Below are 23,900 nucleotides of genomic sequence, written 5' to 3'. Positions count from 1 at the left end.
TGCTTACTTGCGCAGCGAGGCCGGGACCTCGAAACGCGGGCCGAACTTCTTCGCCAGCTCGTCGGCGCGGGCCACGAAGGCCTCCTGGCCACCGGGGTAGCCCACGATGAACTGGTGCGAGCCGCCCGACCAGGCCGGGAAGCCGATGCCGAAGATCGAGCCGATGTTCGCGTCGGCGGTGCTGGTGAGCACGCCTTCGTCGAAGCACTTCTGGGTCTCGATGGCCTCGGCGAACATCATCCGGTCCTTGAGGTCCTGGAAGGTGACGCCCTCCGGGAGCTCACGGCTGGAGTTGTAGAGCGAGCGCAGCTCGTCCCACAGGCCGGTGGCCTTGCCGTCGACGTAGTCGTAGAAGCCGGCGCCGCCCGCCTTGCCCTTGCGGTCGTACTTGCCGACCAGGGTGTCGAGCACCTCGGCGGTCTTCGCGGACGCGGCGTTGAGCTCGCCACCGGCCGCGAGGATGGCCTCGGCGGTCTCCTTGTAGATCTTCTGCATGGTGGTGAAGTTCAGCTCGTCGCTGAGCTTCAGCGGCGCGGCCGGGTAGCCCGCCTGCAGACCGGCCTGCTCGACGGTGGCCGGGTCGACACCCTCGGCGACCATGGAGATGGCCTCGTTGATGAAGGTACCGATCACGCGCGAGGTGAAGAAGCCACGGCTGTCGTTGACGACGATCGGGGTCTTCTTGATGGCGAGGGTGTAGTCGTACACCCGGGCCAGCGCCTCGTCGGAGGTCTTCTCGCCCTTGATGATCTCCACCAGCGGCATCTTGTCCACGGGGGAGAAGAAGTGGATACCGATGAAGTCCTCGGAGCGCTTCACACCGTCGGCCAGCAGGGTGATCGGCAGGGTGGAGGTGTTCGAGCCGAGCAGCGCGTCGGCGTCGACGATATCCTCGATCTCCTGGAAGACCTTGTTCTTGAGCTCGGGGTTCTCGAACACGGCCTCGATCACGAAGTCGACACCGGCGAAGTCGGCGGCGTCCGCGGTCGGGTGGATGCGAGCCAGCAGCGCGTCGGACTTCTCCTGGGTGGTCTTGCCACGCGAGAGAGCCTTGGCCTCGATGGCCTCCGAGTACGCCTTGCCCTTCTGAGCGGCCTCGAGCTGCACGTCCTTGAGGACGACCTCGTAACCGGCCTTGGCGGAAACGTAGGCGATGCCCGCGCCCATCATGCCGGCGCCGATGACACCGATCTTCTTGATCTCACGCTTGGGCACGTCCTTCGGACGCGAGCCGCCACCGTTGATGTGGTTCAGGTCGAAGAAGAACGCCTGGATCATGTTCTTCGCGACCGGACCGGTCAGCAGGCTCGTGAAGTAACGGCCCTCGATGGTCAGCGCGTTGTCGATGTCGACCTGCGCGCCCTCGACCGCCGCGGCCATGATGGCGCGCGGGGCGGGCATGTTGGTGCCCTTGATCTGCTTGCGCAGGTTGGCCGGGAACGCGGGCAGGTTCGCCGCGAAGGCCGGGGTGGACGGGGTGCCACCGGGGATCTTGAAGCCCTTCTTGTCCCACGGCTGGGCAGCGTCGGGGTTGGCCGCGATCCACGCCTTGGCGGCGGGCAGCAGCTCCTCGACCGAGGACACGACCTCGTCGATCAGGCCGATTTCCTTGGCCTTGGTCACCCGGTGCCGCTGACCCTGCAGCAGCACCTGCATCAGCGCGTTCTGCAGGCCGAGCATGCGCACGGTGCGGGTCACGCCGCCGCCACCGGGCAGCAGGCCCAGGGAGACCTCGGGCAGGCCGATGGCCGAACCCTTGACGTCGGCCGCGACGCGGTAGTGGGTCGCCAGCGCGATCTCCAGGCCACCGCCGAGGGCGGCGCCGTTGATCGCGGCCACGACCGGCTTGCCGAGCTGCTCCAGGCGGCGCAGCGGGGCCTTCACGCCCTCGAGCATCGCCACGACCTCGGCCGCGTTGTCCGGGCCGACCTGCATCATGTTCTTCAGGTCGCCGCCGGCGAAGAAGGTCTTCTTGCCGGAGGTGATGACGACACCGGTGATGTCGTCCTTCTCCGCCTCCAGGCGATCAACGGTCGCGGCCATCGAGGTGATGTACGCGTCGTTCATGGTGTTGGCGCCCTGGCTGGGGTCGTCGATGGTGAGGACGACCACGCCGTCGGCGTCCTTCTCCCAGCCGATGATGTTGTCAGTCATAGTTTTTCGTTCTCTCCTATGAGAAGTGAAGTCGGCTGGGGATCAGACGCGCTCGATGATGGTGGCGACACCCATGCCGCCACCGATGCACAGGGTGACGAGGCCGTAGCGCGCGTTGCGGCGCTCCAGCTCGTCGACCACGGTGCCGGTGATCATCGCGCCGGTGGCACCCAGCGGGTGGCCCATGGCGATCGCGCCGCCGTTGACGTTCAGCTTCTCGTCCGGGACGTTGAGGTCCTTCTGGAACTTCAGCACCACGGAGGCGAACGCCTCGTTGATCTCGACGAGGTCCATGTCCTCGATCGTCAGGCCGGCCTTGGCCAGTGCCTTCTTCGCGGCCGGGGTGGGGCCGGTCAGCATGATGGTGGAGTCGGCACCGGAGGTGGCGGTCGCGACGACGCGGGCACGCGGGGTCAGACCCGAGTTCTTGCCCGCCTCCTCGGAACCGATCAGCACCAGGGCGGCGCCGTCGACGATGCCCGAGCTGTTGCCACCGTGGTGGACGTGGTTGATCTTCTCGATGTAGGTGTACTTCTGCAGCGCGACGGCGTCGAAGCCACCCATCTCACCGATGCCGGCGAAGGAGGGGTTCAGCTTGCCCAGGTCGGCGGCGGTGGTGCCGGGACGCATGTGCTCGTCGTTGTCGAGCACGACGAGGCCGTTCTGGTCCTTGACCGGAACGATCGACTTGGCGAAGTAGCCGCCGGTGGTGGCCTTGGCGGCCAGCTCCTGCGAACGCACCGCGTAGGCGTCGACGTCATCGCGGGAGAAGCCCTCGATGGTGGCGATCAGGTCGGCCGAGATGCCCTGCGGCACGAAGTAGCCGTCGTAGTTGGTGGCCGGGTCCAGCGCCCAGGCGCCGCCGTCGGAGCCCATCGGCACGCGCGACATGGACTCGACACCACCGGCGAGGACGAGGTCGTCGAAGCCGGAGCGAACCTTCTGCGCAGCCAGGTTCACGGCCTCGAGGCCGGAAGCACAGAAGCGGTTGAGCTGGAAGCCACCGACGGTGTCGGGCAGACCCGCGATGGTGACCGCGGTGCGGGCGATGTCCATGCCCTGGTCACCGACGGGGGTGACGACACCGAGGATGAGGTCCGAGATCTGGTCCTCGTCGAGGTTGGGGAAGCGGCCACGCAGCTCCTGGATCAGACCAACAGTCAGATCGATCGGCTTGACCGAGTGCAGCGAGCCGTTCTTCTTGCCGCGGCCGCGCGGAGTGCGGATGGCCTCGTAGATGTAGGCCTCTGTGGTCATATCGGAGTGTTTCCTTCCTTGGGGTGCGGTGGCCGCACGAACGCCACGACCAACTGTCTCGACGCCGTACAAATCCGGCAGCACCAGCGGAGCATAGAGCCATGCTCCATCCGGCGATTCCGGCCACCCGTTCATACTACCGTGGTGTGCGAACTCCGGTTAACTTAACGTGGTCCAGCCGGTGGCTGTCAACCATCCAGACTCTTCGCTCCGAGCTCGTCTCGCAGCAACGCCAGAGCGACCTCGTCCGGGTCCTGCCGATCTCCGGGCGCCACCGGCTCCGCGGCGGCGGCCAGCATCTCCTGCTCCTCTTCCGGCGTCGGGGGCGCCAGCACCGCGTCACCCGGCCTGGCACCGCGCCCGGAATCGCCACCGGACCGGCTCGACTCGGCCCCATACCCCTCGTCGGGACCGGGGTCGTCGGGTAGGTCGGGGAAGTCGGGCGGCGGGATGTCGTCGTCGGCGGCCGACTTGGCCTGACCCGACGCGCCCGCCTGCTGACCGCCCCCGGCCTGGCTCGGCCGGGAGAACTTGGGACGGCCCGCCGGTTTCGCCTCGCCCTGACCGGTACCGCGCGCCGCGCTCGCCGACTTCGCCGCCGGACGCGGCGCGGGCGCACCCGTCTCCCAGCGCACATCCAGCTCGCGACCGAGCACCGCGCGCACCGCCGACCGCACCGCGTCGATATTGCGCGGATCCGACAGCCGCTGCGCCAACGGCGGGCTCTGATGCGCGAACACGATCACGTCGCCCTCGGCCCGCGACACCGCCGCCCCCGACAACAGGGCCTGCAAGGTCGGCCCGAATTCCCGCACCTTCCCCTTGATCTCCGCCCAGGCTCCGTCGACCAGCGCGACAAGATCCTCCGCCGATGCGGAGGGCTGCTGCGATGCGGCCGGCTGCTGCGAAGCAGAGGCGGCGGGTTGCTGCGAAGCGGAGGCGGGCTCCTGGCGCGGCGCCGCAGTCTGCGGTCCTGTGGATTCGTGCGGAGACACGACGCTCTGCGCGGGCGCCTGACGCGGCGGCACTTCCGGCATCACCGCGGGCGCTTGGCCAGCCGGTTCCGTACCAGCGACCGATGCGGGAGAAACCGCCGACTGCGGGGCCGTGACCTGGTGCGGAGCCACCTGTTGCGGAGCGGCCTGTTCGCGCGCAGCCGCCGGACGCTGCGTATCGTCAGCGACCTGCTCGATGTCGCGCGACGGTGACGCGCCTGCGGGAGCGGCCGCGCCCGAGCGCGAAACAGCCTGTGCCGCCTCACCTTCTACGCCAGGGATGGGCGCCTCGCCCTGCGTCAACACGACTGCCCCGCCGTCAGCAACCAAAGCCGCACCCGAATGCGACTGCGCGGCAGAACCTTCCACAGCGGCGCCACCGATCGCCGGACCCGGCTGACCTGCGGCAGAACCCTGCTCCTCGTCCGAGCTCGACGGTGCGGCCTGCGAATTCCGCTGCCCAGCAGACGAGTCTGCACGTTCACCCACCGATGCCCCGGCAGCCGCTGCCTGCGGCTCGACCGGTGCGGCCGCCACACTCTGCCGCCCAGCCGACGCGGATTCCGCACTCTGCCGGTCAGCCGACGCGGCTGCCGCACTCTGCCGGTCAGCCGACGCGGCTGCCACGTTCTGCCGGTCAGCCGACGCGGGTGCCGCACTCTGCTGCCCAGCCGGTGCGGGCGCCACATTCTGCTGCGCAGGAGCCTGGGCCGTGGACTCGAACGCGACTGGGCCGCCCGCGGCGGGGCGCTCACGGTGGGGCGTGGCCGAACCGCCTGCGGCCGCTTCCTTTTCGGCGCGGGCGGCGGCCAGGAGCTCGGCGCCTCGGCGACGGCTCTCGCCGCCCGCGGGGCGGGGAGCCGGGCGCTCGGACGGAGCGGCGTGCTCGGGGGATGGTTCGCCGGCCGCGGGGCCGGGGCGGGCGGGGGCGGAAGGCACTGCGCCGCCGGCGAATCCCCGCTCCAGGCGTTCCAGGCGCTGGAGGGTGGCGGATTCGGCGTCGGCGACCGACGGCAGGAGCATGCGGGCGCAGATGACCTCGAGCAGGAGGCGGGGGGCGGTCGCGCCGCGCATTTCGCCGAGGCCCTCGTGCAGGAGTTCGGCGTAGCGGGTGAGGGTGGCTGGGCCGAGGCGTTCGGCCTGGTCACGCATGCGTTCCAGGACGTCGCCGGGGCCGGAGACCAGACCGCGCTCGGCGGCGTCGGGCACCGCGCGCAGCAGGATCAGATCGCGCAGGCGCTCGAGCAGGTCGACGGCGAAGCGGCGCGGGTCGTGGCCCGCCTCCATCACGCTGTCGATGGTGCCGAACAGCGCGGCGCCGTCGACGGCGGCGAGCGCGTCGATCGCGTCGTCGATCAGCGCGACGTCGGTGACGCCGAGCAGCGAGACCGCGCGCGGGTAGGTGACGCCCTCGGGCCCGGCACCGGCCAGCAGCTGGTCGAGCACGCTCAGACTGTCACGCGGAGATCCCCCGCCCGCCCGGATGACCAGCGGATACACCGCTTCCTCGACCGGCACGTGCTCCTGCTCGCAGATCTTGCCGAGCAGGCCGCGCATGGTCGCGGGCGGCAGCAGCCGGAACGGGTAGTGGTGGGTGCGCGAGCGGATCGTCGGCAGCACCTTGTCCGGTTCGGTGGTGGCGAAGATGAAGATCAGGTGGGCGGGCGGCTCCTCGACGATCTTGAGCAGCGCGTTGAACCCGGCCGTGGTGACCATGTGCGCCTCGTCGACGATGAACACGCGATAGCGCGACTCGGCGGGCGCGTAGAACGCGCGATCGCGCAGCTCACGGGTGTCGTCGACACCACCGTGACTGGCCGCGTCGAGCTCGATGACGTCGAGATTGCCCGCACCGCCCGGCCCGAGCGCCACACAGGACGCGCAGACCCCACACGGCGTGGAGGTCGGCCCCTCCGCACAGTTGAGCGAGCGCGCGAGGATGCGCGCCGACGAGGTCTTGCCACAGCCACGGGGACCGGAGAACAGATACGCGTGACTGATCCGCCCGGTATCCAGCGCCGTACTCAGCGGGTCGGTGACATGCTCCTGACCCACTACCTCAGCGAACGTCGCCGGTCGATACTTCCGGTACAGAGCCACGGCCCACAGGCTACCGCCGCACTGTGACAGGTGGATGAGCGGCCGACGCGTTGCCGGGCCGTCCGAACCCCGCCGCACAAACGTGATGCAGATCACAGATCGGGTGCGGGTTCGGAGCGGGTGGGCAAACCCGGTCAGTGAAGCGTTACGACGGAGCTAACGACTGCATCGCGCGCGGCGAATCGCCAGAAGAACAGCAATCAATCCTGGTTGTCGTGGAAATGCGTACCGGTTCCCCGATTGACGGTCCCTTTCTGGATGTAACGAAACAATCAATCGTCGTGACAGCGGCGCAAGCCCCTGGCTACCGTGGATCTCGGCAACTTCGGTGGCCAAACCTTCATCAGGTTGGTGACCCCGGCCGGTCCCTCATCCCGACCGGGGCACAACCTTCGCGCACCGTATCGCTCCCCCACCGCCGACCGGAGGAACGTTTCACCGTGCTGTCGTGTGATGACATCGCAGCCGCCTGGCTCGCCCACACCGACTTCGCCGGCGACCACGCCGCGGTCGGACTGCTGAGCCGGGCGATCAGCCCCCAGGACTTCGACATCAAACGCGATTCGCTGCCCGTCGCCGCCGCGGCGGACCCGGCGACCGCAGCCGCCATCCTGCAACTGCTCGAACGCGGGCAGGTGCCGACGATGGCGGCCATCCGTACCCTCACAGCGCAGAACGAGATGCGCCGGGAGGCCGAGCGGATCGAGCGGCTCGGCAGGCGCGCCCAGCGCAGCATCGACGAGTTCGGCCGCATCCTGGCCCGGCTCGCCGCCGCGCACTGGTCCGAACACGGCATCGGCCCCACCCGCCGCGACATCCTCGCCGATGCCGAGATCACCGAACTCATCGCCGAGCGGGTCGGCGAGATCGCGCCGTCGGCGGTCAAGCATCTGTGGCTGATCGAGCGTGCGCAGCGCGCGGGCTGGATCGCCTCGAACGCGAATCCGGGTTCGCTGTGCCCGGCCCGCCGCTGGCACACCACCAAGTACGGCAACCGGGTGTCGCAGAAGCCGGTCAACATGATCGGCAAGCTCGTCGCCGGCTTCGTCGTCGAGCACACCGCCGAGCGCGGCAGGCCCCCGAGCTGGGCGGCGCTGGCCAGGGACGCACGCGACGATCGCGGCAGGCGGGTCTTCTTCGATGTGGCCGATGCGCACGCCCAGCGGCGCTGGCTGATCACCGCCGAATGGCTCGCCGACGGTGATGACCTGCCCGTTCCCGGTAAGCGCGGCACCAGGGCACTGGCGAAGGAAAACCGCGGCTAGAACCCGGCCGACACCAGCACGGATGGTGAGCATTCGGTAATTTCCTTGCAACGCAATCACGCGTGAAAGGAGTTACCGTGCCCGCAACGATCGATCCTGCGGCCACCGCCTGGCTTCTCGCGGCTACCGCCATGGTGCTGTTGATGACGCCGGCGCTGGCTGTTTTCTACGGCGGGATGGTGCGCTCCACCGGCGTACTGAACATGCTCATGATGAGCTTCATCGCGATTCCGCTGGTCACGGTGGTGTGGCTGGTGGCCGGGTACAGCCTGGCCTTCGGGGACGACGCGGGCGGCGGCCTGATCGGCGATCTCGAGCACGTCGGCCTGGCCGGAATCAACCCCGACTCGGTGCGCGGCACGATTCCGGAGCTGCTGTTCGTCACCTTCCAGCTGACCTTCGCGATCCTCACCGCCGCCCTGGTCTCCGGCGCGATCGCCGACCGCGCGAAGTTCTCCGGCTGGATGGTCTTCGTGCCGCTGTGGACGCTGGCCGTGTACGCCCCGATCGCGCACTGGGTGTGGGGTCCCGACGGCTGGCTGCTCGGTTTCGGCACGCTCGACTACGCGGGCGGCCTCGTGGTGGAGATCGCCTCGGGTGCCTCGGCGCTGGCCCTGGCTTTGGTACTCGGCCCGCGCATCGGCTTCAACATCGACGCGATGCGTCCGCACAACCTGCCGTTCGTGCTGCTCGGCGCCGGCCTGCTGTGGTTCGGCTGGTTCGGCTTCAACGCCGGTTCCGCGCTCGGCGCCACCGGCACCGCGGCGGCGGTCTTCCTGAACACGCTGGTCGCGGGCAGCCTCGGCATGCTCGGCTGGCTGATCGTCGAGCAGATCCGCGACGGCAGGCCGACCACCTTCGGCGCGGCCTCGGGCGCGGTGGCCGGCCTGGTCGCGATCACCCCGTCCTGCGGCGTGATCAACACCCTCGGTGCGGTGATCGTCGGCCTGGCCGCCGGTGTGGTGTGTTCGTTCGCCGTCGGCTGGAAGCACAAGGCGGGCTACGACGATTCGCTCGACGTGGTCGGCGTGCACTTCGTCGGCGGCATCGTCGGCACGGTCCTGATCGGCCTGCTCGCCACCGAGGTGATGACCGGCGGCGTGAACGGCCTGTTCTACGGCGGCGGCTTCGCCCAGCTCGGCAAGCAGCTGGTCGGCGTGCTGGTGGTCGCGGCGTACGCGTTCGGGGTGTCGTTCGTGATCGGCAAGCTGATCGACAAGGTCATCGGGTTCCGTGTGAGCAAGGAAGACGAGACCGCGGGCATCGACTTCGCCCTGCACGCCGAGACCGCGTATGCCGAAGGCGTGCACGGCAGTTCGCCGCGCCGCTTCGGCGAGGGGCACTACGGGGGTCACTGACCCCCTAGCTGACCTCGTCGGCCGGGGACAACCAGGTGTTGCATTCGAAGTTGCGGTTCTTCGAGTAACCCTGGTTGTACCAGTTGCCGTTGTGCTCAGGCGTTCCGTGATCGCGGTGGCGGCCGTTGCCGTCACCGCGGTTGTAGTTGTGCTTGACCGCGGCGTAGCCCTCCTGCGAGGTCCACGAACCGCCCGCCTCGGCCGAACCGATGTACATGCCGCCGAAGCAGCTGGCCTGCAATTCCATTCGGCGTGAGGTCTCCAGCCCGCCGACCGAGGTGGCGCCCTGCTCGCGGCGCTGGTTCGACGAGGCCTGCAGCAGTCCGGTCAGTCCCTGCACGTGGTGGCCGTACTCGTGCGCGTACACCGACAGCGCCTCCATCGGCGGATACGGCGTGTTGTGCAGGACCAGCCCGGCCGTGGACATGTAGATCGTGCTCGACGCGCTGCAGTAGAACGCGTCGCTGGTGGCGCCGCCGCACGGCGAGGACAGCTCGGACGGATTCACCGCGACCTCGAGTCCGGGGCTGCGGAACGGCAGGTTCGCCGCGGCGAGGTTGGTCCGCCACATCTGATCCAGGCAGCCCTGCGCGGCGGCGAAGAAGGCCTTGGCCGTCGCCGCGTCGGTCGACCAGCGCGGCAGATCGCAGTCCATGTTCGGCAGGAAGGCGCTGTTGTCGCGGAACAGCGGATGCTGGCCCAGCGCGATCACCGGTTGCGGCCCAGCGGGTTTCGTCGTCGTCGGCGCGGTGGTGCGGGCCGAGGTGCGCACGGTGGTCTGGCTCGTCGTGGTCGGCGCGGGCGTGGCCGAACTGCTGTAGGTGAAACTCGGCGGCGTCGTCGTGGCGACGTCGCGCTTCGAGGAGTCCTCCGACAGCGAGACCGCCGCGACCAGCAGCGCACCGACGATCCCACACACCGTCAGCACGGTCAGCAGCGAACCGAACCACCCGCCGCCACCCCGGCGCGGCGGCGGATACCCCGGCGGCGCATAGCCGTACGGCGGCGGCAGCGGGCGGGGGTACCCCGGCGGCATCGGCCTGCCGTACGCGGGCGGAACCGGTCGGCCGTAGGGCGGCTGCGGCGGATACACGTCACTCACTCCAGCAGTTCATCGAGGTTCGGCAACTGGCAACTGATCTCGCCCGAGTCCGGCCGGAAATCGCGGAAAGATGGAAACCGCTAGCTCACTTCGCTCGCCGCGGCGGTGAAGGTGTTGCACTGGGCGGTCAGGTTGCGCTGCAGCCCGGCCTCGAACCACTGCCCACCGTGCTCGGAGGTGCCGTGATCGCGCATGTCGCCCGGTCCGTCGCCGCGGCCGTAGGAGTCCTTGGTGGCGACGGTGACCTGCGCGGCGCTCAGCGAGCCGCCGCCCTTCGACGACGCGATGAACATGCCGTCGAAGCAGTTGGCCTGCAATTCGACCCGGCGCGAGAGCTCGAGGCCCTTGGGCGAGCGGGCGCCCGCGTCGACGCGTTCGGAGTTGGCCTTGCGCAGGATGCCCGACTGGGCCTGCACGTGGTGGCCGTACTCGTGCGCGAACACCGACAGGTAGACGACCCAGTTGTCGCGGAACTGATCGGTCTGCAGCTGGCTGATCGGCATGTAGATGGTCTTGTTCGCCGCGCAGTAGAAGGCGGCGAAGTTGCTCGTCGAGCCGGTGCACGGCGTGGTGATGCCCGCGGTGGTCGCGGTGACGCTCAGCGTCGGCGACTCGAACGGCAGGTTGTTGGCCGCCAGCAACGGCTTCCAGGCCGCCTCCAGGCAGGTCGCGGCCGATTCGAAGAAGGCACGCGCCTTCTCGACCTGGGTGCTCCAGGGCGCGTAGTCGCAGGACGCGGGCACCAGGGTGCCGTCGGAGTCGGTGAGCAGCGGGTTGTCGCCGGTGGCCGCCGGTGCGGTGCCGGGCTGCGGGGTGTAGGTGGTGCTCGGCTTCGGGCCGATCGCGCCGATGCCTGCGTCGATGCCGGTGCTGACGGCGAACTTCACCAGGCCGCCGACCACGAGGAAGACGATCACCAGGAACAGCGAGGTCAGACCGCCGCGGCGTTTGCGCGGCGGCGGGGTGGGCCTGCCGGGCGGACCATAGGGCATCGGCGGTGGCCGGTATCCCGAGGGCGGGCCGTAGCCTTGCCTGGGCCCGTAACCCTGTGGATAACCTTGCGGCTGTTGATAACCAGGTGGACCATAGCCTGGTTGCGGTCGATATCCCGGGGGCGGTCCATAGCCAGGGGGCGGCGGAACCGGTCGTCCACCTGGACCGACCGGGCCATAACCGTACGGTGGTTGGGTCACGTCCCCCGTACCCCCTCGTCTCGTGAGTCGCCGACAGCCGCTGACGCAGAATAGCAAGCTGTCTAGAGTAAGCAGCCATGCTGACTTTTCGGGGGGGCGCCGCAGGCGCGCTGCTGCTCGCTTCGGCGGGATTGCTCGCGGCCGCGCCGGTAGCCCACACGGAGCCCGCGCCGGCCGGCGTCACGATCACCGCCGATCTCACACTGACCGAGGACGGCGTGCTCCAGGTCACCGAGACCGTCGGGGTGCCCGCCGATGGAAACTTCACGATGTCACTGCCGCTGCGCCTGAAGGTCGGCGACGATGTCGAGCGGATCTTCAAAGTCACCGACGTCACCGCGAGCGGCGCAGGCACCGCGACCACGGTCGACGACCAGTTCGTCGTCGAGTCGAAGCCTGGTGAATCCAAGTTCACCTACTCGCTGCACAACACCGTTTCCGACGCACCGGGCACCCAGGTGTTCCACTGGCTCGGCGTGATGAACGCCGATATCGCCGCGCTCGACGTCTCGGTGATCAGCCCCAGCTATCAAATGGGCATCGTCGACTGCAAACTCGGCCCGGCGGGCAATCCCAAGCCGTGCGCCGATGTGCACACCGAACCCGACGGCGTGCTGTACCTGAGCCAGCGCGATCTGCGTAAGGGCGATGCGATCGACCTCACCCTGCAGCTGCCGCCCGGCACCGTGCCCGCCAACGCCGATGTGCGCGGCGGCGACTCGGAGAACTTCTTCGCCTTCACCACCCCGGTCCTCGCCGCGTTCGGCGCGCTGCTGCTGGCGCTGGCGGCGATGGTCGCCTACGTCCTGACCGCCAGGAAGCGCGCCGCGGCCGCGCTGGCGGGCAGCGACACCTTCCAGCCGATCGTCCAGCAGGGCGGCCGGGTGGACTTCGTCTCCCCCGACGGCGTGCTGCCCGGCGAGGCCGGTCTGCTGCTCGACGAGCACGTCGATCCGGTCGACATCGCCGCCACCGTGGTCGATCTCGCGGTCCGGCGCTACATCTGGATCACTCCGGTGAACGCGCGCGGCGAGGACGACTGGCGCATCAGCCGGGTCAACGCCCCCGACGACCAGCTGCGCGACTACGAGCGCACCGTCTACGACATGCTGCTGCCCGAGGGCACCGACACCGTCGCCGTGCGTGAGCTCCGCGCGCCGGGCCGGATGCAGCTCGACCCGGTCCGTGCCGCCATGCGCGCCGACGCGGTCGCCACCGGCGCCTTCGCCGACCCGAAGCAGCGCGCGCTGCCCCGCTGGCTCGGCGGCGCGCTGATCGTCCTCGGCGTGATCGCCACCGTAGTGCTCGCGCTGACCGCCGGTCACGCGCTGGTCGGCGTCGCGATCGCGCTGGCCGGTGTGGCCGCGGTCCTGCTGCCGAACTACCTGCCGACCAGGACCACCCTCGGCGACACCGTCGCGGGCCGGGTGCGCGCCATGCAGCGCGGTCTGGATACCGTTGCTCGCGAACAGATCCCGCCGATCGATCAGGAGACGGTGTTCTCGCGCGCGCTGCCGTACACGGTGATCAGCGGCCGGGCCGACAACTGGATCCGCGCCTTCCGCGACATGGATCCGTCGGCCGATTCCCAGCCCGGCCTCTACTGGTTCGCCGGCTACGACCGGGACCGGAACCTGCACCGCTTCGCCGCGCAGTTCCCATACTTCATCACCGCGCTGGAAGGCGCGTTCAACCCCCGCTGACAAATGCCGAACGGCCGCTTCGGTAGTGCCGAAGCGGCCGTCGGCGTGTCCGGGGCGCCGCTCAGATCCGGCGGATGGCCGCCAGCGGGTCGGCGTAGAGCGCGCTGAGCGAGGTGACCACGGCGGCGAATTCCTGCACCTTGCCGCCGAATCCGCTGATCCGGATGTCGGTGGGCGGGAGCTGGGTGCTCTGGGTGAACGCCCTGGCCACGTGCGGCAGCGCGGGGCGATAGCCGGTGAACGCCTGGCCGCCGAGGACGACGCGGTCGGGGTTGAGCATGTCGCGCACCAGCGCGACGGTCTGCCCGAGCATCGTGGCCCGCTCGGCGAGCAGTTCCCGCGCGCCCTCGGAGCCGGACTCCGCGGCCCGGTAGAGGTCGGCGATGGTGGTGCCCGCGGTGCCGTTGTGCGCCGGGATGATGCCGCGGCCGACGGCCCTGGCCTGCAGCGCGCGATCGCCGACAGTCACTTCCAAGCAGCCGCGACGGCCGCAGGTGCACTGCACGTCCGAGCCGGTGGGCAGGTGCGCGATGGAACCGGGACCGTTGTTCGGGGTGTGCACGCGACCGTCGAGGGTGACGGCGATGCCCGCGGTCTCACGGACGTAGAAGTAGAGGCTGCTGCCGTTCTGGGCGGTGGGCAGTTCGGTGTCGGGCTCGGGCCTGCGCGCGTCGAAGGTCGGCAGCAGCAGTTCCGACGCGGCCATGGCCTCCACGTGCGGCGCGACCGAGACCGGCAGCTCCAGCACGTCGCCGAGGACCTGCCCGATCGGGGCGCCCTTCCATTCCAGCTTGGGGTGGTCGACCACGCCGGTATGCGGGTCCACCCGGCCGCCGATGGCGACGCCCGCCCACAGCGGGGTGCGCCGGTGCCACCGCTGCAGGAACGCCTTGGCGCTGCGCGCGACCGTGGTGACCGCGAATTCCTGACCGGTCTGCGGGGTCGCGATGGCGAGGCCGCCCAGGATCCGGCCGCGCAGATCGGCGGCGACGATCTTGGTCGCGGCGGCGCCGATGTGGATGCCCAGGGTCAGGTAGGCGTCGTGGTCGATCTCGAACGGCACGCGGGGCCTGCCGACCGCGCCGGCAGCGGTCAGATCGGGCCGCTCGCGCAACAGACCGGCCGAAAGCAGCGAGGCAACTTGCCGGTTCACCGTGGCGATGCTCAGACCCGTTGCCCGCGCGGCGTTGTCGCGTGACACCGGCCCGGAGGCGGCGGTCCGCAGGACAGCGGCGGCGGGGTTGTCGCTACGGCGCAGTTCGGGGGCGACGACGTGACGGGATACCCGAGAGCGACCGGCGCCCGTCCGAGCGGCGGGACGATCGATGATGGGAGTAGACATATGAAGTTCCTTGCTGAAATCCCGTTGTCCCAACGGAATTGCCGACACGTAGGGCGTGGCAGCTCGCGAGCCGCAGAAGGCTCAGCTGCAGCATCAGGAACGACAAAGTTCACGCGTCAACGGCAACCGCAAGCCGATAGCGGCGGTCACGTAGGTGACCCGCTTGGCGAGGAGATGGTTGCCGGACATAACAATCAAGCTAACACCGAATCCTGGCCCGTCCAACCCGAACCGGCGGATTGTGTCGCGCCGCACAACGTTTCCGCAGCTCAGAGCGTCGGGTGGGGCGCGCAATGGCGATCGGGGTCTCCCCGGGGAGACGACGAACCCCTCCGGAAAACGAGCTTCCGGAGGGGTTCGCCGAGCCGGGTGACTACTTGGCCGGCGAGGGAGCCGGGGTGGGGACCGGCTGGGTGATGGTGATGAAGTACTGGATCGCGGCACCGATCGCGACCGGGGCGGTCACGAAGATCTGGCCGGCGATCACACCGAGCGCGCCGATGGTGGTGGCGCCGACGACGCAACCCGCGATGGGACCGGCGCCGAAGAGGGCCAGCAGGACACCGGTCGCGACGAGGCCGGCACCGGCACCGGCGATGCAGCCCACCGCCGCGCCGCCGAGGCCGCCGACCAGGGTGCCGATGGTGGCGCCCATGGAGATGGTGGAGGTCAGACGCGACCAGGCGGCCTGCTCACGCTCGTACTCGTTCTTCCAGGGGGCCTGGTTCTCGAACGGCAGGGCGACGGGCTTGTAGACGGCCTTGGCGGCGTCGTAGACCGGGGTCAGGGTGGCCTTGTTGCCCGAGATCTCGGCCGCGATGGGCAGCTCGAACTCGTCGAGGCGGAAGGTCAGCGGGGTGCCGGCGACGGTCGTGCCGTTGGCGGCCTTGACCTTGAAGGCACCGTCCTCGACGACGAGCGAGCCCGCATCGGTGGTGATGACAGCCTTCGAGTCCTCGACGACCTCGGCGGAGTAGTTGATCGGTGCGGCCTCTTCGACCGGCGCCGGAGCCGCGTAGGAGGTGCCCGCAGCAACACCGGTTGCCATGGTCACGAGCGCCGCAACCACGGCGAGCTTCCTCATCTTCATAAAACTGCCAATCCCTCATCAGTCGTTGAGCTGTTCGAGAAGCCAGCTTCGAGCAGATCACCACCGATGACGAGGGAAAAAAGCAGGCAGATCGTAACCGAGAATTCACCCGGCGGATTTCGCGGCGGCCTTCGCCTGCTTCTTGAATTCCCTTACTTCGGCGAGAGTTTCGGCGTCGACCACATCGGCGACCGAGCGGCGCGAACCCTCGTCGCCGTAGGACCCCGCGGCCTTTCGCCAGCCGGTGGGATGTACGTCACGTTGCTTGCCGAGCAGTGCCAGGAAGATCTTGGCCTTCTGCGCGCCGAACCCGGGCAGGTCCTGCAGCCTGCGCAGCACTTCCTTGCCATCGGGGTCGCCGCTGGTCCAGAGGTTGGCGGGCACGCCGTCGTAGTGCTCGATGACGTACTGGGCCAGTGCCTGGGCCCGGCGGGCCATGGAGCGGCCGTAGCGATGGATGGCCGGTGGCGTGGCGGCGAGTTCCTCGAATTCGGCCGGATCGGCCTCGGCGATCCGGCGCAGATCGAATCCACCCATCCGGTCGGCGATTTTGCGTGGCCCGCGAAACGCGTGTTCCATCGGATACTGCTGATCCAGCAGCATGCCGAGCAGCAACGCGAAATCATCGGTGCTGAGGAGTTCGTCGGCTTCGGCCTCCTGCGCGAGACACAGCGTTCGAGTCATACATTCATCGTGACACATTTCACTAGTAGCCTCTGGGTCCATGCTCCCGAGGACTGCAGCTTCCACGATGGCGGTAAGTATGACCGACTACACCCCTCGCCCTGACCGCTTCGATCAAGCGGGCCAGGACCAACTGATCGACGCCCACGACCTGGAGGTCACCCAGCCCGGGATGCGCAGGCTACGCGCCTGGAGTCACGCCGCGCTGGCCCTGCGACCGGGCGAGCGCGCCCTCGACATCGGCTCCGGCACCGGCTCGGAGGTGTTCGTCTTCGCCGACGCCGTCGGCCCGACCGGCACCGCCGTCGGCGTGGAACCCGATCCGAACCTGCTCGCCTCGGCCCAGCGCCGCGCCGCCGAGCGCGACTCGACGGCGACCTTCGCCACCGGCGACGCCTACGGCCTGCCGTTCGGCAACGAGAGCTTCGACGCGGTGCTCTGCGAACGCGTGTTCCAGCACCTGACCGCGCCCGCGCGGGCCGCGGCCGAGATCGCGCGGGTCCTGCGGCCCGGTGGCCGCGCGGTGGTCGTCGACAGCGACTGGGCCACCTCGATCGTGCATCCGGGCGATCCGAGGGTGGTCGGCGCGGTGATCGACACCCTGATCTCCTCGACCACCAACCCGCTGTCCGGGCGCAGGCTGGCCGGGCTGCTCAGCGGTGCGGGGCTGGTCGTCGACGAGATCGGCTCGCACGCGCTGGTGCAGGACCGCAGCGTCGGCGCCGGCGCGCTGGTCAGCCGGATCGCCGGGCTGGCGGTGCTGCGCGGGGTGATCACCGAGGACGAGCACGCGCGACTGATCGCCGACCTACAGGCCGGCGCCGATCGCGGTGACGTGCACGTCTCGGTGACGATGTTCGGCGTGCTGGTGCACAAGCCGAGCTGAGCCGAGGCCGGGCGCGCCAACGCGCGCCCGGCCCGCTCGCTCAGTGCTCCTCGAGCAGCTTCTCCGTGGCGGCGAGCAGCACGCAGGTCGCCAGCCCGTCCATCGCCTTCTCCAGTTCCGGCAACTGCGGGAAGGAGGGGGCGATGCGGATGTTCTTGTCGTCGGGGTCCTTGCCGTACGGGAACGCCGAACCGGCGGCGGTGAGGGCGATGCCCGCGTCCTTGGCCAGCGCGATCACCCGGGCGGCCGTGCCGTCGAGCACGTCGAGGCTGATGAAGTAGCCGCCCTTGGGCTCGGTCCAGGACGCGACCTTCGACGCGCCGAGCCGGTCTTCGAGGATGCGGCGCACCAGCGCGAACTTCGGCTCGAGCAGCCTGCGGTGCTTCTGCATGTGCTCGCGCACGCCCTCGGCGTCGGTGAAGAACCGCAGATGCCGCAGCTGGTTGAGCTTGTCCGGGCCGATGCTCTTCTTCGCCGCGTGCGCCAGGTACCAGTCGAGGTTGGCCTTGGACGCGCCGAAGAAGCTCACGCCGGCGCCGGCGAAGGTGATCTTGGAGGTCGAGGCGAAGACCAGCGGCCGGTTCGGGTTGCCCGCCGCCGCGGCCATGCCGAGCACGTCGAGCACCGGCGCGGCGGTGTCGGTGAGCGGGTGCACCGCGTAGGCGTTGTCCCAGAACAGCCGGAAGTCCGGCGCGGCGGCCTTCATCGAAACCAGCTCGCGGACAACCTCTTCGGAGAAGACGGCGCCGGTCGGGTTGGCGTAGTTGGGCACCGCCCACAGGCCCTTGATCTGCGGGTCGTCGGCCAGCAGCGCCGCGATGGCCCTGGTGTCGGGGCCGTCGTTGTTCATCGGGACGGCGATCATCTCGATGCCGAGCGCCTCGGTGATCGCGAAGTGCCGGTCGTAGCCGGGGGCCGGGCACAGCCACTTGATCGTCTCCTCCGACGCCCAGCGGCGCGGGGAGTCCGGGGTGCCGTAGAGCATCGCGAAGACGATGTTGTCGTGCATGAGCTCGAGGCTGGCGTTGTTGCCCGCGATCAGTTGCTCGACCGGGATGCCGAGCAGTTCACCGAAGATCGCACGCAGTTCGGGCAGACCGTTGAGGCCGCCGTAGTTGCGGCAGTCGACACCCGACCCGTCGCGGAAGTCGCCGTCGCCCGGGAGGGAGAGCAGCGACGCGGATAGGTCGAGTTGTTCCGGCGATGGCTTACCTCGGGTCAGATCCAGGGTGAGCTTCTCGGTCTGGAGCGTCGCGTAATTCGCGGTCTGGGACTCGTGCTCGGACACGAGTTCCGCGTGGCTCATCAAACCGATCTGCGTTTGCCGGGGCATCCTGGGCAGCCTTTCGAAGCAGCAAGGTGGGTGGTGCACGCTGCGCGTGCCGACACTCGCAACGTTACCCGGCGGTTGCTCGGAATCGGTGGGGTATCCGGAGCCGGATCAGGCTCGCACGCTGCGAAGGTGCGTAGGCGGATCGATCAGGCGGAGGTCCCCGAGAATAAAGGGGACCCCGCGCACCCGGCAGAGCCCGTTGACCCTTGCTGCCTTCCGGCCCTGGGGGAGTTCACAGGATGCGCGCCGCGCGGGATCCGTCGGCCAGTGTAGCGGTTCGATGTGCCCTCCGCAGCGGGGGGTCGATACGATCGCGACGAATCGACGGGGCGAACCCGTATCGAAAACCGGAGGGGGCCGAAGATGACGAATTCCCAGCAGGGATCCGGCGATCAGCCTGGACAGTCCGATCCGACCGTGCACTGGTGGTCGACGCCGACGAACGCGGGCGCCGATCCCACGGTGTTCAATCCGGCGGCGGGGCCCGAGCAGCCGCAACCGGGATTCGGGTTTCCGGCGCAGGGTCAGCCCGGCTACGGGCCCTATCCGTCCGCTCCGTCGATGCCGCAGGCCGGTTATCCGCCGCAGCCCACTCCCCCGTACAACGCGCCCGGCTATCAGCAGCCCGCCTACGCGATGCCGCCCCGACCGCCCGGCAACAAGAACGGGCTGATCATCGCCGGTGTCGTCGGCCTGCTCGCGGTGGTCAGCATCGGGGTGGTCGGGGTCGCGGTCGCCACCCGCGACGACCCGTCCGACCCGCTGACGTCGATGGAGAACGACCGCAAGAAGAAGATGGAGGGCGACTACACGATGGCCTCGGTCTCCAACGCGTGCTCGCTCATCGACCCGACGGTGCTGAAGAAGTGGTCCTCGGACCCCAAGGGCAGCCCGGAGCACAAGGAAACCCAGCCGACCAGCTCCACCGGCGGCAGGCTGTCGTGCACCGCCGATTACTCGAGCAAGTCGGCCCGCAGCAAGTACCAGACCAACGACGCCGGGATCGAGCTGGACGTCGAATTCAACGACGCCTACGGCGACCCCTCCTACACCCGATGGAAGGAATACGACACCGGCACTTCGGGTTCGGGTCTGGCGTCGGGTGAGGTCAGCGGGATCGGCTCGCAGGGCTACTGGAAATCCGAGACCCGCGATGTCGTCGGGCCGCGGCTGACCTACACCGTCGGCGTCGCCGACAGCAATGTCTCGGTCAAGGTCCAGATCACCCTGTCACGGGCCGAAGGCGAGACCATCAACACCGACGAGGTCGCCACGGTCGCGAAAGCCCAGGCGCAGAAGGCGCTCACGGGACTGAAGAAGTAGCTCAGCGCCGCTCGAACAGCAGGTCCGCGGCGCGGGCCAGCACCTGGTTGCGGGTGCGGCCCTCGTGGTCGGCGGCGAGGAAGTGCTTGCCGATCACCGCGCAGAAGGCGAGCAGGCTGCGGGCTTCGACCTCATCGGGGTCGGCGCAGAAGGCGCCGATCGTCTCGCGCAACAGCGCCATTCGGCGATTGTCGACCCGCCGTAGCCGCTCGGCCACGTCTGCGTCGCGGCGGGCCCAGTCGCGGATCGCGAGGTCGATGGGCAGCAGCCGGTCGCTGGAGAACGTGAGCACGCCCGCCAGCCGGGCCCGCGCTTTCGGGTCATCCGCGTGCGCGACCTGTTCGAGCACCTGGTCGACCGCCTCCCGCTCCCACTGCTCGAGCATCGCGACGAGCAGCGCCTCCCGGTCGGCGAAATAGCCGTAGAATCCGCCCTTGGTGACGCCGATGCGCTTGGCCAGCGCCTCGACCCGCACCGCGTCCACACCGGCGGCGGCCAGCACCAGCAGGCCTTCCTCCACCCAGCGCTCCCGGGGTGTGCGCGCGGTACCCACGACGTGTTCCACCTCATATCGGCTCGACCGGACCAGCGGATGAGCGGCCCGAGCACTCAGTGTACGGAGCCGTATAGTCTCCCCAACCGCCCTGACCGACCCGACCCGTTTTTACACCGGGGCACCGGGACCGCTATGCTGCTCCACGGAGGATTCGCCTAGTGGCCTATGGCGCTCGCCTGGAACGCGGGTTGGGTTAACGCCCTCAGGGGTTCAAATCCCCTATCCTCCGCCACAGCAGGGCCCTGATCGGTTCGCCGGTCGGGGCCCTGTTCGTTTAATCGGTGGATCTGTCGGTGGGCTTCCGTAGAGTGAAGCCCCGATGGTGCGGGAAACCCCCACCACCCACCCGCCGGTGTCGCCGCCGTCCCAGATGTGTGCGTGCCGACACAGCGGAGTGGGTACCCAACCCCAGTGCCGGTCCGTAAACGGACGGCGTGCGCCGGTCGATTGTTCTTCGACCGCGCCCCCAGACTCAGGAAGACAACTCGTAGTGAATACCTCACCTCAGACCACGAGCATCGGCCGCGACGCGGCCGGGCCGATCCGGCTGATGCTGCGTGAGCGCCATGCCATCACCGGCCCGATCGACGGCGCCTGGTGGCCCCGTACCGACCAGCCGATGACCGAACTGCACCAGCTGGTGCAGGCCGTCTCGCCGCGGATCGGCAAGCTGGCCCGGCTCGGATTCGATTGGCATGCCACCGAATCCGCGACGTCGGCCGAGCCTGCCTCGCGCATCATGCACCTGGTCGGCAGCAACGGCGCCGACCTGGCGCTGCTCGTGATCCCCGCCTCGACCGAGGCCCCCGCGGCGCGCAGCCAGATGCGCTGGGCCGCGGGCAAACCGCGGGTGCAGGACCCCGCGCCCGCCGAGACGGCGGCCGACGGGCCGCGCACCCTCGTCCAGACGTAGTTCAGCGATCGCTGGTGTAGGTCGGGTCGAAGTCGCGCGGCGCGCCACGGCGGCTGAGCAAGCGGTCGAACCATTCACCCAGGATGACGCCGGCCGCCAGGGCGCACCCGACACCGAACGCGCCGAGGATCTGCCCGAAACCGAGCAGGGTCTCGTCCTCGAGCAGGGCGTACAGGCCGCGGTACACCTTCAGACCCGGCAGCAGCGGCGTGATGCCCGCGACCGCGACGACCAGCGGCGGGGTGAGTGCCCGGCGCGCCATCAGACCACCAGCCAGGCCGATCAGCGTGGCCGCCATCCCGGACGCGACCACCGGCCCGAACCCGATGTCCTGGGCGACCAGGTAGGCCACCGTGCCCGCCGCGCCGCTCAACCCGGCCGCGAACAACGCCCGGCGTTCGGCGTAACAGGCCATCGCGAAGGCGATCGCGGCCACCGCACCGGCGCTCAGTTTGATCGCCAGATACTCGGTGTCACGGCCCGCGCTCGCGGCGATCTCGGGCACCGCGATCCCGAGCATCGTCGAGATTCGCAGCGCCAGGCCGATACCGGCGACGATGCCGCCGGTCATCATCACCACCTCGAGCATGCGCGCCGCCGCCGTGATCGGCGCGCCGGTGATGGCGTCCTGCACCGAACCGACCAACTGCTGCCCCGACAACAGCACCGTGATGCCCGCGGCGACGATCAGCGCGGCGTCGGCCCGCCAGTGATCGCTGACCGCCGCCAGCGCGATGGCGGGCGTGGCGGCGATGACACCACCGACCAGATGCTGGAAGAAGATCGGCAGACCGAGCTGGTGCAGCGCCCGGTTGACGACGTCGATCAGCGCCGTGGTCGCGAAACTGATGACGGCCAGCAGCGCGCCGCCACCGAGCAGCACCGCGATCGCCGCCGCCAGCAGCGACCAGCCCATGGTCGACACCCAGCGCGGATACGGGTGCGCCCCGGAGACGATCTCGTCCAGCGCGGCGTGCGCCTGGTCGACGGGGACGACCTGGCTGCGGATCCGCCGGGTCAGCCGGTCGACCGCGGCCAGCCGGGTGAAGTCGAGCGAGCGGTACTTCACCACCCGCATATCGCTGGCCGGGGGCAGCCGCGGGCCGCGATCGGCCCAGATACGGATCGCGTCGAAGGTGACGTCGATATCGCACTTGTCCAGGCCGTAGGTGGAGGCGATGAAGCGGACCTGGGCCGAGGTATCGATGACACCGGTACCGGCGGCCAGCACCACCTCCCCCACCCGCACGGCCAGATCGAGCACCTGCGACACCTCGGCGTCGTCGGTGAGGTCGATCGGCTGCAGCGGGGTGGGGGCCATGGTGATGTTGTCGGCCGTCGCACGCTGTGAGGGCAGGACGAACGGGCGGCGCAGCCGCCAGCGCGAGCGCAGAGCTGGGCGTTCGGTGATCGTGTCGCCGTCGCCTTCCGATGCCGGTTCCGCACTCATACCTTCGACGGTAACGGCGTTCGAGGCGGGTTCGCCGTCTCGCAACGTGTTCGTCAACGTGTCGCTCGTCATGTCGCGGTCGGTCTCAGATGTCCTCGATCAGTCCGGTGCTGTAGGCCGTGGCCGCCAGGTGCTGCAGGCAGCGCGGACCGCAGCCGTCGTGCTGAGTCAGCACGAAACGAGCCTGCTGAAGCGAGAAGATGGGAGAATCGGCCACGCAGTCGGCATGCGCGGCGCGCCAGCGGTCTTCGCGACCACGGGTGGCGGCCCGCGATGTGGGCGGGTCTGGTGCGGATGTGTCCAGCAGGGTGTGACGGTAGGGGCCGGCGATGGAGGCGATGACTGTATGAACACCGGGACGGGGAAGGTGATCCAGGAGCGGCGGCGGTTGCTCGGGCTCTCGCAGCCCGCGCTCGCGACCGCGATCGGGGTGAGCTCGCGGCAGATCACCCGGTACGAATCGGAGGAACAGTCGCCGACGCTGCCGGTGGCGATCCGGCTGGCCGACGCGCTGCAGATCTCGCTCGCGGAGCTGGCGGGCATCGTCGACAACCGGATCGATCTGGCGGGCCGCTGGTGGGCAGCCTGGCAGAAAGCGGCGAACCACGGCGACGAGGTCGAGGTAACGCCGGTGACGATCCGGCACGAGGGCGACCACCTGCTCATCGACTCGGCCGCCGAATCCGCTGCGGCGCAGGATGACCCGGCCGCGCAGATGCGCGGCGAGATGCGGGTGTGGGACGGCGACGCGCTCACCGGCTGGGTGCGCGGCATGGATGTCGCGCGGCCGATCGGCACCATCTACTACTCGCTGCACCCCCAGGGCGCTCATGCGGTCGGCTCGTGGACGACGAAGTCCGGCCCCGACGGTGTGGTCCGCGGCTGGAGCGCGCTGGCCAGGGAGAAGTCCGACGCCGAGAAGCTCCTGTCGGAACTGGTCCGCACCGACGGCACCGTCGAGTCGTGGCCGGGGAGTTCGCGCTCGGCCTGAAGCCGGCGGCGGATGTCGCCGACGGTCGGCCGCCCCGGCTCCACGGGCGGTAGCAGGAACAGGTAGCGGGTCAGCGCTCCGAATACGAACAGTCCCACAGCAATCCACAGGTAGATGTCCATCTGTCCCCTCCGAACCAGTCGGTGCTGCACGGGTGGCGCGGTATGGTGGTGTCGAAGCCACCGCAGCAAAGTATGGTCGTCGT

Annotated in this window: 18 protein-coding genes, 1 tRNA gene and 1 other RNA gene; 8 read left to right on the top strand and 12 right to left on the bottom strand. The window is 69.4% G+C overall.

Features of this window, described 5'->3' with window-relative positions:
- Window positions 1-3 precede the first annotated feature (3 nt).
- The 3 genes from Q7X29_RS02790 to Q7X29_RS02780 form a co-directional block, all read right to left on the bottom strand.
- Window positions 4-2,154, bottom strand: a complete 2,151-nt coding sequence (locus tag Q7X29_RS02790; RefSeq protein WP_316573188.1) for a 3-hydroxyacyl-CoA dehydrogenase NAD-binding domain-containing protein — start codon at window positions 2,152-2,154, stop codon at window positions 4-6.
- A 42-nt stretch (window positions 2,155-2,196) separates the two neighbouring features.
- The gene (locus Q7X29_RS02785; RefSeq protein ID WP_218721316.1) at window positions 2,197-3,411 is read right to left on the bottom strand and encodes an acetyl-CoA C-acetyltransferase; all 1,215 of its coding nucleotides are present in this window, start codon (window positions 3,409-3,411) and stop codon (window positions 2,197-2,199) included.
- A 188-nt stretch (window positions 3,412-3,599) separates the two neighbouring features.
- Window positions 3,600-6,506, bottom strand: coding sequence for a DNA polymerase III subunit gamma and tau (locus Q7X29_RS02780; RefSeq protein WP_316573187.1), 2,907 nt, complete (start codon window positions 6,504-6,506; stop codon window positions 3,600-3,602).
- Window positions 6,507-6,946: 440 nt separating this feature from the next.
- On the opposite strand from Q7X29_RS02780, the gene Q7X29_RS02775 reads away from it, so the two are divergent.
- Window positions 6,947-7,771 (top strand): hypothetical protein, encoded by an 825-nt coding sequence (locus Q7X29_RS02775; RefSeq protein WP_218721314.1) that lies wholly within the window; start codon window positions 6,947-6,949, stop codon window positions 7,769-7,771.
- A 77-nt stretch (window positions 7,772-7,848) separates the two neighbouring features.
- Window positions 7,849-9,129, top strand: a complete 1,281-nt coding sequence (locus Q7X29_RS02770; RefSeq protein WP_218721313.1) for an ammonium transporter — start codon at window positions 7,849-7,851, stop codon at window positions 9,127-9,129.
- A 4-nt stretch (window positions 9,130-9,133) separates the two neighbouring features.
- Here the strand turns inward: Q7X29_RS02770 and Q7X29_RS02765 are convergent, their stop codons facing one another.
- Both Q7X29_RS02765 and Q7X29_RS02760 read right to left on the bottom strand, forming a co-directional pair.
- Window positions 9,134-10,231 (bottom strand): neutral zinc metallopeptidase, encoded by a 1,098-nt coding sequence (locus Q7X29_RS02765; protein ID WP_308248654.1) that lies wholly within the window; start codon window positions 10,229-10,231, stop codon window positions 9,134-9,136.
- 80 nt (window positions 10,232-10,311) lie between these two features.
- Window positions 10,312-11,223 (bottom strand): neutral zinc metallopeptidase, encoded by a 912-nt coding sequence (locus Q7X29_RS02760; protein ID WP_218721312.1) that lies wholly within the window; start codon window positions 11,221-11,223, stop codon window positions 10,312-10,314.
- A gap of 278 nt (window positions 11,224-11,501) precedes the next feature.
- On the opposite strand from Q7X29_RS02760, the gene Q7X29_RS02755 reads away from it, so the two are divergent.
- Window positions 11,502-13,127, top strand: a complete 1,626-nt coding sequence (locus tag Q7X29_RS02755; protein WP_218721311.1) for a DUF2207 family protein — start codon at window positions 11,502-11,504, stop codon at window positions 13,125-13,127.
- Between the two features lie 61 nt (window positions 13,128-13,188).
- On the opposite strand, the gene Q7X29_RS02750 is transcribed toward Q7X29_RS02755, so the two are convergent.
- The 3 genes from Q7X29_RS02750 to Q7X29_RS02740 form a co-directional block, all read right to left on the bottom strand.
- Window positions 13,189-14,469, bottom strand: a complete 1,281-nt coding sequence (locus Q7X29_RS02750; protein ID WP_316573186.1) for an ROK family transcriptional regulator — start codon at window positions 14,467-14,469, stop codon at window positions 13,189-13,191.
- A gap of 373 nt (window positions 14,470-14,842) precedes the next feature.
- Complete coding sequence (locus Q7X29_RS02745) at window positions 14,843-15,559, bottom strand: hypothetical protein (RefSeq protein ID WP_316573185.1); 717 nt, start codon at window positions 15,557-15,559, stop codon at window positions 14,843-14,845.
- Between the two features lie 105 nt (window positions 15,560-15,664).
- Window positions 15,665-16,243 carry an HhH-GPD-type base excision DNA repair protein gene (locus Q7X29_RS02740; protein ID WP_218721308.1) on the bottom strand — a complete coding sequence of 193 codons (579 nt, stop codon included), beginning with the start codon at window positions 16,241-16,243 and terminating at the stop codon, window positions 15,665-15,667.
- 79 nt (window positions 16,244-16,322) lie between these two features.
- Between Q7X29_RS02740 and Q7X29_RS02735 the strand changes: the two genes are divergently transcribed.
- Entirely contained in the window at window positions 16,323-17,129 is an 807-nt protein-coding gene (locus Q7X29_RS02735; RefSeq protein WP_218721307.1) for a methyltransferase domain-containing protein, read from the top strand.
- A 40-nt stretch (window positions 17,130-17,169) separates the two neighbouring features.
- Here the strand turns inward: Q7X29_RS02735 and Q7X29_RS02730 are convergent, their stop codons facing one another.
- Window positions 17,170-18,462, bottom strand: a complete 1,293-nt coding sequence (locus Q7X29_RS02730; RefSeq protein ID WP_218721306.1) for an aminotransferase class I/II-fold pyridoxal phosphate-dependent enzyme — start codon at window positions 18,460-18,462, stop codon at window positions 17,170-17,172.
- A 167-nt stretch (window positions 18,463-18,629) separates the two neighbouring features.
- An RNA gene (ffs, locus tag Q7X29_RS02725) (signal recognition particle sRNA small type) lies at window positions 18,630-18,724 on the bottom strand.
- Window positions 18,725-18,825: 101 nt separating this feature from the next.
- On the opposite strand from ffs, the gene Q7X29_RS02720 reads away from it, so the two are divergent.
- Window positions 18,826-19,785: a hypothetical protein gene (locus tag Q7X29_RS02720; protein WP_316573184.1), complete on the top strand. Its 960-nt coding sequence runs from the start codon at window positions 18,826-18,828 to the stop codon at window positions 19,783-19,785.
- 1 nt (window position 19,786) lies between these two features.
- Here Q7X29_RS02720 and Q7X29_RS02715 read toward each other — a convergent pair whose 3' ends face one another.
- Window positions 19,787-20,338 (bottom strand): TetR/AcrR family transcriptional regulator, encoded by a 552-nt coding sequence (locus Q7X29_RS02715; RefSeq protein ID WP_316573183.1) that lies wholly within the window; start codon window positions 20,336-20,338, stop codon window positions 19,787-19,789.
- 147 nt (window positions 20,339-20,485) lie between these two features.
- Here Q7X29_RS02715 and Q7X29_RS02710 point away from each other — a divergent pair.
- Window positions 20,486-20,573: transfer RNA gene (locus Q7X29_RS02710), tRNA-Ser, on the top strand.
- A 258-nt stretch (window positions 20,574-20,831) separates the two neighbouring features.
- Window positions 20,832-21,254 carry a DUF5994 family protein gene (locus tag Q7X29_RS02705; protein ID WP_218721303.1) on the top strand — a complete coding sequence of 141 codons (423 nt, stop codon included), beginning with the start codon at window positions 20,832-20,834 and terminating at the stop codon, window positions 21,252-21,254.
- Window position 21,255: 1 nt separating this feature from the next.
- Here the strand turns inward: Q7X29_RS02705 and Q7X29_RS02700 are convergent, their stop codons facing one another.
- Entirely contained in the window at window positions 21,256-22,704 is a 1,449-nt protein-coding gene (locus tag Q7X29_RS02700; protein WP_316573182.1) for a threonine/serine exporter family protein, read from the bottom strand.
- A gap of 346 nt (window positions 22,705-23,050) precedes the next feature.
- On the opposite strand from Q7X29_RS02700, the gene Q7X29_RS02695 reads away from it, so the two are divergent.
- A complete protein-coding gene (locus Q7X29_RS02695; RefSeq protein ID WP_316573181.1) occupies window positions 23,051-23,695 on the top strand; it encodes a helix-turn-helix domain-containing protein in 645 nt (214 codons plus the stop codon).
- Window positions 23,696-23,900: the final 205 nt, after the last annotated feature.

The sequence above is a fragment of the Nocardia canadensis genome, from assembly GCF_032656385.1.
Lineage (GTDB): Bacteria > Actinomycetota > Actinomycetes > Mycobacteriales > Mycobacteriaceae > Nocardia > Nocardia canadensis.
Note: the sequence above shows the minus strand (reverse complement) of the source record. Positions and strands in the feature narration are given on the sequence as shown.

What these genes read in the sequence shown, in the direction of transcription:
- Q7X29_RS02790 (WP_316573188.1), bottom strand. Translation starts at nt 2,154, where the DNA reads ATGACTGACAACATCATCGGCTGGGAGAAGGACGCCGACGGCGTGGTC.
- Q7X29_RS02785 (WP_218721316.1), bottom strand. Translation starts at nt 3,411, where the DNA reads ATGACCACAGAGGCCTACATCTACGAGGCCATCCGCACTCCGCGCGGC.
- Q7X29_RS02760 (WP_218721312.1), bottom strand. Translation starts at nt 11,223, where the DNA reads ATGCCCTATGGTCCGCCCGGCAGGCCCACCCCGCCGCCGCGCAAACGC.
- Q7X29_RS02755 (WP_218721311.1), top strand. Translation starts at nt 11,502, where the DNA reads ATGCTGACTTTTCGGGGGGGCGCCGCAGGCGCGCTGCTGCTCGCTTCG.
- Q7X29_RS02750 (WP_316573186.1), bottom strand. Translation starts at nt 14,469, where the DNA reads ATGTCTACTCCCATCATCGATCGTCCCGCCGCTCGGACGGGCGCCGGT.
- Q7X29_RS02745 (WP_316573185.1), bottom strand. Translation starts at nt 15,559, where the DNA reads ATGAAGATGAGGAAGCTCGCCGTGGTTGCGGCGCTCGTGACCATGGCA.
- Q7X29_RS02740 (WP_218721308.1), bottom strand. Translation starts at nt 16,243, where the DNA reads ATGACTCGAACGCTGTGTCTCGCGCAGGAGGCCGAAGCCGACGAACTC.
- Q7X29_RS02735 (WP_218721307.1), top strand. Translation starts at nt 16,323, where the DNA reads ATGACCGACTACACCCCTCGCCCTGACCGCTTCGATCAAGCGGGCCAG.
- Q7X29_RS02730 (WP_218721306.1), bottom strand. Translation starts at nt 18,462, where the DNA reads ATGCCCCGGCAAACGCAGATCGGTTTGATGAGCCACGCGGAACTCGTG.
- Q7X29_RS02720 (WP_316573184.1), top strand. Translation starts at nt 18,826, where the DNA reads ATGACGAATTCCCAGCAGGGATCCGGCGATCAGCCTGGACAGTCCGAT.
- Q7X29_RS02700 (WP_316573182.1), bottom strand. Translation starts at nt 22,704, where the DNA reads ATGAGTGCGGAACCGGCATCGGAAGGCGACGGCGACACGATCACCGAA.
- Q7X29_RS02695 (WP_316573181.1), top strand. Translation starts at nt 23,051, where the DNA reads ATGAACACCGGGACGGGGAAGGTGATCCAGGAGCGGCGGCGGTTGCTC.